Here is a 13,868-nt window from a genome sequence, read left to right as displayed (position 1 = left end):
CAAAACTAAAAGGATTGTCCCCTGTGCAATACAGAGTTCAATCCTTAGTAGCTGCTTAATATATTTGTCTAATTTTTTGGGTTCAGTTCACCCCGCGGTCGTCTTTTTTCGTGTTACGCTGTGATCCAAGCTTCGTTAGTTGGATTTTTACGCCACTCTTGTAATTTTTTTGTTTCAGCTTGTCCGATCATACCTTTTTCTGCTGCAACTTCAGTTAATGTACTGTAATCACTTAAAGAATATGATGCTACGTTAGCTGCTTCTAGTTTTTCTTTTCCTGCTTCTAACTCGTATGTGAAGATTGATACGATTCCTAATACTTCACATCCAGCTTCGCGAAGTGCTTCTACACATGTAATTGCACTACCGCCAGTTGAAATTAAGTCTTCTACTACTACAACTTTTTGACCTTTTTCAGCTTTTCCTTCGATTTGGTTCCCTTTACCGTGACCTTTTGCTTTACTGCGTACGTAGCACATTGGTAAATCCATACGATCGCTTACCCATGCAGCGTGCGCAATACCAGCAGTTGCTGTTCCTGCAATAATTTCTACAGTTGGGAAGTGCTCTTTAATTAACTCTTCTAATCCAGCTGCAATCGCTTGACGTACTTTTGGATAAGATAAAGTTAAACGGTTATCACAATAAATTGGTGATTTCATACCTGAAGACCATGTGAATGGATCGTTCGGTTGTAAAAATACTGCTCCAATTTCTAATAAATGCGATGCGATTTCTTTTTTCATACTGTTACACCTTCCCACTGTTGTTTTACTGTTTTATACGCTTCAAGCGGATTTTCTGCTTTTGTAATACTACGTCCAACTACGATGTAGCTTGAGCCAAGTTCCCTCGCACGTTTCGGTGTTGCTACGCGCACCTGGTCATTTACATCATCGCTTGCAAGACGAATCCCCGGTGTTACTGTTACAAATTCATTTCCGCATACTTCACGTAATTTTGGAACTTCAAGTGTTGAACAAACAACGCCATCAAGTCCACTTTCTTTCGTTAGTTTTGCATAATGAGCAACCGCTTCTTCTAACGTTTTCTCAATGCCGATCTCTTTTTTCATCATAGCTTCCGAAGTGCTTGTTAGTTGTGTAACTGCAATACAAATCGGTCTCTCTTTTCCTTCTTGCTTACCTTCCTCTAATCCCTCAATCGCAGCTTTCATCATACTGCTTCCCCCAGCAGCATGAACATTTACCATATCAACATCTAGACTAGCTAGGCTACGCATAGCGCTTTTTACTGTATTCGGAATATCATGAAGTTTTAAATCTAGAAAAATCTTATGTCCTTTTTCTTTTAAGTACGTAATAATCGCAGGGCCTTCTTTGTAAAATAACTCCATACCAACTTTGACAAATAACTTTTCCCCTTCAAAGTGGCGCAAGAATTGTTCTACATCTTGTTTCCCTGGAAAATCTAATGCAACGATTAACGACTGTGACATGTTTGCTTCCAGCTCCTTCCTTGACATTCCGAAATGTGATCAAATCCTAATTCATCTAGTAATGCTGGTAACTCTTCAATAATTGTCGGACATACGAACGGATCAATAAAGTTCGCTGTACCTACTGCAACTGCGCTTGCGCCAGCATAGAAGAATTCAATTACATCTTCCGCTGTCTCAATACCACCCATTCCGATAATCGGAATGTTTACCGCTTGGCTTACTTCATGTACCATGCGAATTGCTACTGGCTTAATCGCAGGACCTGATAATCCACCTGTACGGTTTGCTAAAATTGGTTTAGCTGTTTTTAAATCTAGACGCATACCAAGCAATGTATTAATCATCGTTAAACCATCTGCACCTGCATTTTCAATCGCTTTTGCAATTTCCACAATGTTTGCCACGTTCGGTGACAACTTCACGTATACAGGTACTTCAGAAACCTCTTTTACTCGCTTCGTTAAATCAGCAGCAATTTCAGGATTTGTACCAAAGGCGATACCACCTGTTTTTACGTTCGGACAAGAAATGTTTAATTCTAGTGCATGGACATTAGGCGCTTTAGAAATTTCCTTCGCAACCGCTACGTAATCCTCAGCTTGTGAGCCTGCAACGTTCGCAATAATTGGAAGGTCAAATTGTTCTAACCATGGTAATTCCGAATTCATTACTTTGTCTAATCCCGGGTTTTGAAGTCCGATTGCATTTAGCATGCCGCCTGGTGTTTCAGCAACACGAGGCGTTGGATTTCCATAACGTGGTTGTTCTGTCGTCGCTTTAATCATGATTGATCCTAGTACACTTAAATCGTAAAACTGTGCATATTCACGACCAAACCCAAAGCATCCAGATGCCGGTATAATTGGATTTTTTAACGATAATCCTGGTAATTCAACTTGCAATCTGTTCATAGTACAACCTCCCCGATTGGAAATACTGGTCCGTCGCTACACACCTTCTTGTAAGAATGTCCACTTGGATCTTCTTGTAAGTGGCATACACATGCGAAACAAGCTCCAATACCACAGCCCATACGTTCTTCTAATGAAATATAGGCTTTTTTCTCTTTGTAACGTCCTTCTAATGCACGAAGCATCGCTAACGGACCACATGAATAAAGAATATCAAAGTCAATTCCGTAATTATCAATTACATCTGTGACAAATCCTTTTGTACCGTGTGTACCGTCTACTGTTGCAACGTACGTATCACCAAGTTCTGCAAATTTTTCTTCATAGAAAACTACATCTTTCGTTTGAAAACCTAGGATGTGAATTACGCGTACCCCTTTTGCAACGAGGCGCTGCGATAATTCATAAAGTGGTGGTACACCAATTCCCCCGCCTACGAGTAAAGCTGTTTGACCAGCTTCTGCTTCTTCTACAGGAAAACCGTGTCCTAATGGTCCTAGTACATCTACCATTTCCCCTTGTTTTCTAGTTGCTAATGTTTTTGTCCCTTGTCCTTCCGCACGGTATAGCATTGTAAATTCGTTCTTCTCTTGATTTACATTACAAATACTAATCGGGCGGCGCAGAAGGGGCGCAATGCCCTCTGCTACCTTAATGTGTACAAACTGCCCTGGTTCGTTCATTTGCTGTACTAATGTTCCTTGAAGCACTAATTCGTAAATGTTTTTTGCGATTTCTTTTTGATTAACGACGATCATATTTTGCTTTTGCATCATGCATGTACCACCTCGTGACGCTTTGTTTGCGTAATTTCTTTCATTGAATGAGCTGAGAATGTCATAGATTCTAATACTCGTAAGATTGCTCTCGTTGTATCAAGTGATGTTAAGCAAGCTACACCATTTTCTACTGATTCACGGCGAATGCGGAAACCATCACGCGCTGGTTGTTTACCTTTTGTTAGCGTATTGATTACAAACTGTGCTTTTCCTTGACGGATAATATCTAGTAAGTTGTATTCTTCAGAATCAATTTTGTTTACAACTTGTACTGGAATATTTTTCTCTTCTAACGATTGTGCTGTTCCAGCTGTTGCTAATAAGTTATAGCCGATTTCATGGAAACGTTTTGCAATTTCCATCGCCTCTTCTTTATCTTTATCCGCTACAGTAATGATTACTGATCCGTGCGTTGGGATGTTAATTCCAGAAGCAACTAGCCCTTTGTATAATGCTTTTTCAAGCGTTAAATCTTTACCCATTACTTCCCCTGTTGATTTCATTTCAGGTCCTAATGTTGTATCAACTGAGCGTAGTTTCGCGAATGAGAATACCGGAGCTTTTACATATACTTCTTTCTCTTCTGGGTGATAGCCCGTTCCGTATCCTTGCTCTACTAGGTCTTGCCCTAAAATAACTTTCGTTGCAACGTTTGCCATTGGTACACCAGTAATTTTACTTAAGAATGGTACTGTACGGCTCGCACGTGGATTTACTTCAATTACGTACACTTGATCTTTGAATACTACAAACTGGATATTTAGTAATCCAACAATGTTTAATCCTTTTCCAAGTGCAATTGTATGTTCAATAATTTGTTCTTTTAATTTTTCAGATAAGCTTTGTGGTGGATATACTCCAATTGAGTCACCAGAGTGAACTCCAGCGCGTTCAATATGTTCCATAATACCTGGAATGAATACATTCTCACCGTCTGAAATTGCATCTACTTCAATTTCTTTACCAACCATGTAACGGTCGATTAATACTGGGTGATCTGCGTGAACTTTAACTGCATTTTTCATGTAGTGCAGTAGTTCTTCTTGACGGTATACGATTTCCATCGCACGTCCACCTAGTACGTAAGATGGTCTTACTAATACTGGGTAACCAATTTTGTCAGCGATTGCTACTGCTTGCTCTACAGTCGTTGCTGTTTTACCAACTGGTTGCGGGATACCAAGTTGTGTTAGCGCTGCTTCAAACTTATCACGATCTTCTGCGCGGTCTAAATCTTCAAGTGATGTTCCTAAGATTTTCACACCGTGAGCTTCTAATTTAGCAGCTAAGTTAATTGCCGTTTGTCCACCGAACTGAACGATAACACCTTCTGGTTTTTCTAAATCGATAATGTGCATTACATCTTCAATCGTTAATGGTTCAAAGTATAATTTGTCAGAAATACTGAAGTCTGTTGAAACTGTTTCTGGGTTGTTATTAACAATGATTGCCTCATATCCAGCTTCTTTAATTGCCCATACTGAGTGAACTGTTGCGTAGTCAAACTCAACACCTTGACCAATGCGGATCGGACCAGATCCTAGAACTACTACACTCTTACGATCTGTTACAATCGATTCATTTTCGTCCGCATATGTGCTGTAGTAATATGGCGTTGCAGATTCAAACTCTGCCGCACAAGTATCTACCATTTTGAATACTGGCATCATATTATTTTCTTTACGCATATCGTAAATTTCGCGCTCCGTTTTGTTCCAAGCTGCTGCAATGTAGTGATCGCTGAAGCCCATTTCTTTTGCAGTTTGTAGTACTTCCATATTTCCTACGTTCGCTTTTACTTCACGTTCCATATTTACGATGTTTTCAACTTTTTGTAAGAAGAAGAAGTCCATTTCACACCATTCATTGATTTCTTCTTTCGTTACACCTTGGCGAATTGCTTCTGCTACAATAAACAGTCGTTCATCATCCGCTTTAATGATACGTTTTTTCATCGTTTCTTTATCAAGTTCTTTTAAGTGCTCTAATTCTAAGTGATAAATGCTAAGCTCTAAAGAACGAACTGCTTTTAGTAATGATTCTTCTAAGTTACGTCCGATTGACATAACTTCACCAGTTGCTTTCATTTGTGTTCCAAGCGTTCTGTTCGCTGATTCAAACTTATCAAACGGCCAACGTGGAATTTTTGAAACAACATAGTCTAACGCTGGCTCGAAACAAGCGTAAGTTTTTTGTGTTACTGGGTTTACAATTTCATCTAACGTTAAGCCGACTGCAATTTTTGCTGCTAATTTCGCAATTGGATATCCAGTTGCTTTAGATGCTAGTGCAGATGAACGACTTACACGTGGATTTACTTCAATTACATAGTATTGGAAGCTATATGGATCAAGCGCAAGTTGAACGTTACATCCGCCTTCAATTCCTAGTGCACGAATAATTCGTAATGAAGTGTTACGTAACATTTGATATTCACGGTCGCTTAGCGTTTGGCTCGGTGCTACTACAATCGAATCACCTGTGTGAACACCAACTGGATCGATGTTTTCCATGTTACATACTACAATCGCGTTATCATTTGAATCACGCATTACTTCATATTCAATTTCCTTACAGCCAGCAATACTTTTCTCTAATAAACATTGTGTTACTGGACTATGTTTTAAACCACTTGTTACGATTTCAATTAGCTCTTCTTCGTTATGGCAAATTCCGCCGCCCGTTCCTCCTAATGTGAACGCTGGTCGAACGATTACTGGATAACCAATTTCGTTTACAAATCCATATGCTTCATCAAGGTTATGAATAATTTCACTTGGTGGTGTTGGTTCATTTAAATCTTGCATTAATGTACGGAATAAATCACGATCTTCCGCTTGCTCGATTGCTGATAATTTTGTTCCTAAAATTTCAACTCCGCACTCGTCAAGTACGCCTGATTTTGCAAGTTCAACAGCCATGTTTAAACCTGTTTGACCACCTAATGTTGGTAGGATTGCATCAGGACGTTCTTTACGAATAATACGGCTTACGAATTCTAATGTTAATGGCTCGATGTATACTTTATCTGCTGTTGCAGTATCCGTCATAATTGTTGCTGGGTTAGAGTTAACAAGGATTACTTTGTAACCTTCCTCTTTAAGAGATTGACAAGCTTGTGTACCAGAGTAGTCAAACTCCGCTGCTTGCCCAATTACAATTGGTCCTGATCCGATTACTAAAATTGTGTTAATGTCTAGGCGTTTTGGCATAACTCTTCCCCTTCTTTCTTGAAGTTTTCAATCATTGTTAAGAAATCTTCGAATAAATCATTTGCATCTTCTGGTCCCGCTGAAGCTTCTGGATGATATTGTACTGTAAATGCTGGGAACTTCTTATGACGAAGACCTTCTACCGTTCCATCGTTTAAAGCAACATGTGTAATTTCAAGATCTGTATTTTCAACTGATGCTTCTTCTACTGCGTATCCGTGGTTTTGAGATGTAATTGCTACTTTTCCAGTTGCAAGATTTTTTACTGGATGGTTTAAACCACGGTGACCAAATTTCAACTTACTTGTATTTGCACCTGATGCTAGAGCGAACAATTGATGTCCTAGGCAAATTCCGAATAAAGGAACTTTACCGATAATGTCTTTTAACATTTCAATTGCTTCTGGTACATCTTTCGGATCTCCAGGTCCATTACTTAACATAATTCCATCTGGGCTAAGGCGTAAAATTTCTTCTGCTGTTGTGTTGTAAGGAACTACAATTACATCACAGTCACGCTTATTTAATTCTCGTAAAATACCATGTTTCATACCGAAGTCTACTAGTACAACTCGGTGACCACGACCTGGGCTTGGGTATGGATCTTTCGTTGATACGCGTTTTACATGATCTGTAAATACTGTCGCTTTTAATTGACTTACAATGTACTCTACATCTGCATCCATATTACAAAGGCGTCCGCGTAATGTACCGTATTGACGAATTTTTCTCGTTAATTTTCTCGTATCAATCCCTGCTAATCCTGGGATATTTCTTTCGTTCAAGTAATCATTTAACGAAATTTCATTACGGAAGTTTGATGGATGATCACAAATTTCGTTTACGATTAAACCATTTACAGATGGGTGAATGGATTCAAAATCGTCACGGTTAATGCCGTAGTTTCCGATTAATGGGTACGTGAATGTTACGATTTGACCGCAATATGATGGATCAGATAATGTTTCTTGATATCCAGTCATTCCTGTTGTAAATACAACCTCACCTGACTTTTCGATTTCGCCTCCGAAACCTGTTCCAATTAATACTGTTCCATCTTCTAAGATAAGTTGTCTTTTCATACTAATGCACTCTCCTTTTGCCATGCGATCTTACCACCAACGATTGTCATTACCGGCCATCCTTGGCATTTCCAACCTGCGAATGGTGTATTTTTTCCTTTTGATAAGAATGTTGTTGGGTCAATCTCTTCTTCTTGTTCTAAATCAATGATTGTAATATCAGCTGTTCTACCTTCTTTCAGGCGACCTGCTTCTAAGCCGAATGTATCAGCTGGCTTTTCTGTTAAGAATTGAATTAATTGTTCTAATGTAATAATTCCTTTTTTCACAAGGTTTGTGTATAGAAGTGGGAATGCTGTTTCAAAACCAGTAATTCCAAACGGTGCTCTTTCAATTCCTTGTGCTTTCTCTTCCGCTGTATGCGGTGCATGGTCAGTTGCAATCATATCGATCGTTCCATCTAATAAACCTTCAATTAATGCTGCATGGTCTTCTTTTCCACGAAGCGGTGGGTTCATTTTAAAGTTAGGATCAGCTGATGGGATATCATCTTCACATAACACTAGGTGATGCGGTGTTACTTCTGCTGTTACTTTAATTCCAGCGCGTTTCGCATCACGGATTACACGTACCGAACCTTTCGTACTTACATGACATACGTGATAGTGGCAATCTGCTGCTTCAGCAAGCAGTATATCCCTTGCAATATGTACAGATTCACATACTGATGGGATACCGTTTAATCCGTGTTTCTCAGAAAACTTCCCTTCATGTACACAACCTTTATTAATAAGCGTATTCTCTTCACAGTGCGCAACTACTGCCATATCTAATTTTGCTGCACGTTTCATAGCCGCTAACATCATGCTCGCATCTTGTACGCCTACGCCGTCATCTGTGAAAGCAAATGCTCCAAGTTCTTTTAATGTTTCGAAATCTGTCATTTCAGAACCAGCTTGACGTACTGTAATTGCTCCGTATGGTAGTACGTTAACATGAGCTTTTTCTTCAATACGTTTTTGCAAGTCTTCCATATGTTCTCTGCAATCTGGTACCGGACGTGTATTTGGCATTGCGCAAATTGTAGTGAATCCACCTTTTGCCGCTGCTAGTGTACCTGTTTCAATTGTTTCTTTATGTTCACCACCTGGTTCACGAAGATGTACGTGTACATCTACTAATCCAGGTGCGATTAACTTTCCGTTCACATCGATTACTTCAGCATTATCTGCCGTAATATTTTCTGCTACCTTAGCGATTTTACCGTCTTGTACGAGAAGATCCGTTGCTACGATTTTTCCTTCTTCATTCATATAACGACCATTTTTAAACAAGTAATTCATGTTTCATTCCTCCTAATACATTTGGTAAGGCGCGTTTTAGTACAGCCATTCTTACGTAAACTCCATTTTCCATTTGTTTAAATATGCGTGAACGCTCACACTCAACAAGTTCACTTGCAATTTCAACATCACGGTTTACAGGAGCTGGATGCATAATAATGCTTCCTTCTTTCATACGCTTTTCTCTTTCCACTGTTAATCCGTGTTTCTCATGATACTCTTTCATAATGTCTGTTTCATAATGATCATGACGCTCATGTTGTACACGAAGTAACATCATTACATCCACTTCTGGAACAAGTTCATCTAATGGTTTGTATGTTCCAAATGTGTTGTCTTCATCTTTCCACTCTTCTGGACTTGCAAAGTAGATTGTTGCACCTAGTTTCGTTAATGCTTCTGCATTCGAACGCGCTACTCTGCTATGACGAACATCTCCTACTATCGCAATCTTTAATCCTTCAAATCTTCCAAACTCTTGTTTAATTGTAAGGAGATCGAGTAGGCACTGCGTTGGGTGGTTTCCACATCCATCTCCAGCATTTAAGATTGGGATATTCACCTGATCTTTTAGTTCATCGAAGTAGCGATCTTGCTCATGGCGGACGATTACCGCTTTTGTTCCGATTGATTCTAATGTTCTTATCGTATCGTATAAAGTTTCTCCTTTTTGTACGCTAGATGCATCAGCTGAAAAGTTTAAAACATCAAGTCCTAATCTCTTCTCAGCAACCTCAAAGCTAAATCTCGTTCTCGTACTATTCTCAAAGAACAAGTTCGCAACAAAAGTTTGCTCTGTCGTTTTGCTTTCTTTTCCATTCGCAAAATTTTCTGCGTCTTTTAGGATTTCTGAAATTTCTACTTCCGATAATTCACTCATCGTTAACAAATGGCTCATCGTCATCCCTCATCTTTCTAATTTTTATGTTACCACTTTCGTATATTTATAACAACATTTGTATAAAAATACCCTAGTCGTGTGAGACTAGGGTGCAAGAAAGAAGCCACCCTTTTCGGTCTCACGGGACTGAATTAAAAGGTTATTATTATGAAGCAATTTGCTTAGATTGTTTTATTTGTTTCGTTTCTGGTAGTAGTAGATTTAATAGTACACCTACAATTGCTGCTAGTGCCATTCCTTCTACTTGGAACGATTCTCCTACGTGAAGTACCGCTCCGCCAATACCAATCACTAGTATCACTGATGCAATCATTAAGTTTCGTTTGTCACTTAGGTCTGTTTTATCATCTACCATCATGCGTAATCCGCTTGATGCGATTACACCGAATAGTAGGATTGATACACCACCCATAACTGGTGTTGGGATCGAATGAATCAGTGCAGAAATCTTACCGATAAACCCGAATATGATTGCAAACACTGCTGAACCGATGAATAAGTATACACTGTATGCTCTCGTAATTGCTAGCACACCGATGTTTTCACCATACGTCGTATTCGGCGGTCCACCGATTAGTGACGCGATTAATGTCGCTCCCATCACCGAAGATTGAACGGTGTAAACCTGGTTTTTCAATTAAATCTCTTTTAATAACATTTCCAAGTACAATTTGATGTCCGATATGCTCTGAAATTGTTACTAGTGCAACTGGTACCATCAGGAGTACAATCTTCCACGAAAACTCCGGCGTATATGTTACAAATGGTACTGTGAAATCTGGTATAACAAACCATTTTGCCTCAGCTACCGGCTTTAAGTCTACTAGCCCTTGGAAGTAAGCGAAGATATATCCGCCGACAATCCCTAGTAACACTGGTATGATACTGAAAAACCCTCTCCCGAATATCGAGCAGATAATTGTAATTGCTAACGTTACTAACGCTACTGAAAAGTGTGTAAAGCTATATTTGCCATCCGCACCGTTCATCGCCATGTTAACTGCTGTATGTGCTAAAGCTAGACCGATTACCATTACTACTGGACCAACTACGATTGGCGGAAGTAATTTCATAATCCACTCTGATCCTGACTTCTTAATTCCGAGTGAGATTAAGATGTACACAAGTCCTGCTAGCAAACCACCAAGCATTGCTGCTCCCGGTCCACCTGCCGTTTTCGCTGTTATAATCGGTGCGATAAAGGCGAATGATGATCCTAGATAGGCAGGTACTTGACCTTTCGTTATAAGAAGGAACGCTAACGTTCCTAATCCACTTGATATTAATGCTACTGATGGATTCAATCCTGTTAAAAACGGAACAAGCACTGTTGATCCAAACATCGCGAACAAATGTTGTATACTTAAAAATAACCATTTTCCCGGTTTCGGTACTTCATTAACGTCTAACACTGGCTTTTGTTCCATTGTTACATCCTCCTTCAGTTTAGATCTTTGCAATAAAAAAACTCTTTGTGCCTGTGCACAAAGAGTCCTACACTTTCGTATGCCAAATTTGACATATGAAAGCCAAGACCCTTTGGCAGCCTCACAGGACTACATTTAAAAGGGCTTTACTTATCGTATATGCTTACTCGATCTTGTTGATCTGTCTCTTGCAAATCAACTTCGATACGCTCTTCACTTGATGTTGGAATGTTCTTCCCTACATAATCAGCGCGAATTGGTAATTCGCGATGACCTCTATCAACAAGAACCGCCAATTGGATTTGAGATGGTCTACCTAAATCCATAAGAGCATCCATTGCTGCTCGAACTGTTCTTCCTGTATATAATACGTCATCCACAAGGATAACTTTCTTCTTCGTAATATCTACAGGGATATCAGAACCTTTTACAAGTGGTTCTTTATTTTTCGATTGTAGTGTTAAATCATCACGATATAACGTAATGTCTAACTCTCCAACTTCCATTTCTTTTCCTTCAATTTGACCAATTCGTTCTGCCAAACGTTGTGCAATAAAAATTCCACGAGTTTTAATTCCGACAAGAACACAATTATCTACACCTTTATTTCGTTCCACGATTTCATGACTAATTCGTGTTAAAGCGCGGCGAATCATTTGGTCATCTAAAACGACAGCTTTCTCTTGCATGCTCTACACCTCCAAGCTTTTTTCTTGCGTGAGAGTAATGGTATAAAAAAAGTCCTCTCAGCGTGTGCGAGAGGACTTTTGAAAAAAGGGTACAACATACCCTAAGTATTTCAAACCGTTACCTTCTCAACCTCACGGGGCTGTGTTAAAGGATCATTATTTAACTGTTGCCAGTATCTCAGTTTTCTTATGATTTGTCAATACTATTTTCGTAAAATATTTAATACGTCTTCAAACACTTCTGGAATCGGTGCCTCAAACTGAATATATTCACCAGTACGAGGATGATCAAAGCCTAAAATACCCGCATGAAGTGCTTGTCCATTCATATCTAACGTTTTCTTCGGACCATACTTCGGATCTCCTGCAAGTGGATAGCCAATATATTTCATATGAACACGAATTTGGTGCGTACGTCCCGTTTCTAAGCGACATTCTACAAGCGTAAAGTCTTTAAAGCGTTCTAACACTTGGAAGTGCGTAACAGCGTTCTTACCATTTTCATCAACTGTCATACTTTGACGCTCTTTCTTATCACGAGCAATCGGAGCATCAATCGTTCCCTTATCATGCGGAATCACACCGTGTACAATCGCTTTGTAACGTCTCGTTACTGTTTTTGCTACAAGCTGATTTACAAGCGATTCATGTGCCATATCATTTTTAGCAACCATTAATAGTCCAGATGTATCTTTATCAATACGATGCACGATACCTGGACGCATTACACCGTTAATGCCTGATAAGTCTGTACAATGGTGCATAAGGCCGTTTACAAGTGTACCACTTGTATGCCCTGGTGCTGGATGTACAACCATACCACGTGGCTTATTTACAACAAGCACATCTGCATCTTCATAATAAATTTCTAAATTTAAATCCTCTGGTTGAATATCTAACTCTTCTGGTTCAGGAATTGTTACTGTAATTTCATCTTCTTCTTTTACTTTATAATTCCCTTTTACCGCTTTTCCGTTTACTGTCACAACGTCATCTTTAATCCATTGCTGCACTTGCGTACGTGACCATTCGTTATTTATCCCTGCAACGAATTTATCAATTCGCTCGTTTTTTTGCTCTGCTGCAACTGTTACTTGTACTACTTCACTCATTCAATTACTCCTTCGCTTTCTTGCCTTCTAATAATGTTTGAATAATAATTAATACAACACCAATACATAATGCTGAATCAGCTATATTGAATACTGGATAGTTGTACGAGAAAATATACACGTGAATGAAATCCACTACTTCTTGTCTAAATACACGATCAATAAAGTTACCAATTGCCCCGCCCAAAATTAGGCTTAACGAAATACCTAGAAGCTTGTCTGTTTTCGCATACTTTTTCATATAAAATACAATAAACACTACAAAAACAACTGTAATAATGTAGAAGAACCACATTTTATTTTCTAAAATACCCCAAGCAGCGCCTCTATTTCGATGTGATGTTATGTATAATACATTGTCGATAATCGGAATACTCGTACCCAATTCCATGTTCTTTACAATTAACCACTTCGATATTTGATCGATAGCAATGACGAATAACGCTATTACATAATATATCATTTTCATTTCCCCCACAAAGACAGTGTACCTCAAAATTTTAGCATAGCTGCTACCTTTTCACAATGAACCTTTATAGAAGAATAAAATAAATTTAAAAAAGGTAATATAATATCGTTGTGCGTATTCATACATTTACCTTTTCGTAGAAGAATTCATGAATCGTACGGGCAGTCGGCATTGTCTTCATTTGCTTTGTCGAAATTAATCTCCCTGTCTCTTCACAAATACCATACATGTCTATTTCCATTTTAAATAATGCGCGTTCTACATCCTTTAAATCCTCTTTTATATCATGTAATAGCAATTTTTTCTTTATCTCTTCCTTAATTTCATATCCAAGCTCTTGGCTGAACTCGACATCATATTTGTGCATTACTTCTTTAGCTAGTCTCTCTTGCAACTCTTTTCTCATCAATTGCAATTCTTCTTTTATTTCCATGTAAATTTCATTCACGTGTACATTCCTCCTAGCTGTAATGTACAGTTAGTGTGTCCGAAATTTATTTGCTTACCTCACACACATTTTTCCTTCACAGGAAAGAGTCTG

At 38.9% G+C, this 13,868-nt stretch carries 12 protein-coding genes and 1 pseudogene; all 13 read right to left on the bottom strand.

From position 1 onward, the window contains the following. Positions 1–113 precede the first annotated feature (113 nt). On the bottom strand, positions 114–746 hold the full coding sequence (gene pyrE / locus MR169_RS10425; RefSeq protein WP_000711442.1) for an orotate phosphoribosyltransferase: 633 nt from the start codon (positions 744–746) through the stop codon (positions 114–116). Beyond that, positions 743–1,459: an orotidine-5'-phosphate decarboxylase gene (gene pyrF / locus MR169_RS10420; protein ID WP_000083505.1), complete on the bottom strand. Its 717-nt coding sequence runs from the start codon at positions 1,457–1,459 to the stop codon at positions 743–745. The genes pyrE and pyrF overlap by 4 nt, the downstream gene beginning before the upstream one ends. After that, on the bottom strand, positions 1,444–2,373 hold the full coding sequence (pyrD, locus tag MR169_RS10415) for a dihydroorotate oxidase B catalytic subunit (RefSeq protein ID WP_001081049.1): 930 nt from the start codon (positions 2,371–2,373) through the stop codon (positions 1,444–1,446). The genes pyrF and pyrD overlap by 16 nt, the downstream gene beginning before the upstream one ends. Continuing rightward, a complete protein-coding gene (gene pyrK / locus MR169_RS10410) occupies positions 2,370–3,149 on the bottom strand; it encodes a dihydroorotate oxidase B electron transfer subunit (RefSeq protein ID WP_000983368.1) in 780 nt (259 codons plus the stop codon). Before pyrK ends, pyrD begins: the two co-directional genes overlap by 4 nt. Next, positions 3,146–6,364 carry a carbamoyl-phosphate synthase large subunit gene (gene carB, locus MR169_RS10405; protein WP_242319356.1) on the bottom strand — a complete coding sequence of 1,073 codons (3,219 nt, stop codon included), beginning with the start codon at positions 6,362–6,364 and terminating at the stop codon, positions 3,146–3,148. Before carB ends, pyrK begins: the two co-directional genes overlap by 4 nt. Next, positions 6,349–7,446: a carbamoyl phosphate synthase small subunit gene (locus MR169_RS10400; RefSeq protein ID WP_016118555.1), complete on the bottom strand. Its 1,098-nt coding sequence runs from the start codon at positions 7,444–7,446 to the stop codon at positions 6,349–6,351. Before MR169_RS10400 ends, carB begins: the two co-directional genes overlap by 16 nt. Then, positions 7,443–8,729 carry a dihydroorotase gene (pyrC, locus tag MR169_RS10395; protein WP_001108366.1) on the bottom strand — a complete coding sequence of 429 codons (1,287 nt, stop codon included), beginning with the start codon at positions 8,727–8,729 and terminating at the stop codon, positions 7,443–7,445. Before pyrC ends, MR169_RS10400 begins: the two co-directional genes overlap by 4 nt. Continuing rightward, positions 8,713–9,627: an aspartate carbamoyltransferase gene (pyrB, locus tag MR169_RS10390; RefSeq protein ID WP_044795369.1), complete on the bottom strand. Its 915-nt coding sequence runs from the start codon at positions 9,625–9,627 to the stop codon at positions 8,713–8,715. Before pyrB ends, pyrC begins: the two co-directional genes overlap by 17 nt. A gap of 148 nt (positions 9,628–9,775) precedes the next feature. Beyond that, positions 9,776–11,057 (bottom strand): annotated as a pseudogene (gene uraA / locus MR169_RS10385) (uracil permease). Between the two features lie 146 nt (positions 11,058–11,203). Further along, complete coding sequence (gene pyrR, locus MR169_RS10380) at positions 11,204–11,746, bottom strand: bifunctional pyrimidine operon transcriptional regulator/uracil phosphoribosyltransferase (RefSeq protein ID WP_001156491.1); 543 nt, start codon at positions 11,744–11,746, stop codon at positions 11,204–11,206. A 203-nt stretch (positions 11,747–11,949) separates the two neighbouring features. Continuing rightward, positions 11,950–12,858, bottom strand: coding sequence for an RluA family pseudouridine synthase (locus MR169_RS10375; RefSeq protein ID WP_000005830.1), 909 nt, complete (start codon positions 12,856–12,858; stop codon positions 11,950–11,952). 4 nt (positions 12,859–12,862) lie between these two features. Beyond that, positions 12,863–13,321, bottom strand: a complete 459-nt coding sequence (lspA, locus tag MR169_RS10370; RefSeq protein WP_000642184.1) for a lipoprotein signal peptidase LspA — start codon at positions 13,319–13,321, stop codon at positions 12,863–12,865. Positions 13,322–13,445: 124 nt separating this feature from the next. After that, positions 13,446–13,775 carry a TraR/DksA C4-type zinc finger protein gene (locus MR169_RS10365; RefSeq protein ID WP_001002956.1) on the bottom strand — a complete coding sequence of 110 codons (330 nt, stop codon included), beginning with the start codon at positions 13,773–13,775 and terminating at the stop codon, positions 13,446–13,448. Between the last annotated feature and the right edge of the window lie 93 nt (positions 13,776–13,868).

The organism is Bacillus cereus group sp. BfR-BA-01349 (assembly GCF_022663795.1).
In the GTDB taxonomy this organism is placed as follows: domain Bacteria; phylum Bacillota; class Bacilli; order Bacillales; family Bacillaceae_G; genus Bacillus_A; species Bacillus_A cereus.
This window is presented reverse-complemented; position numbering and strand designations above follow the sequence as displayed.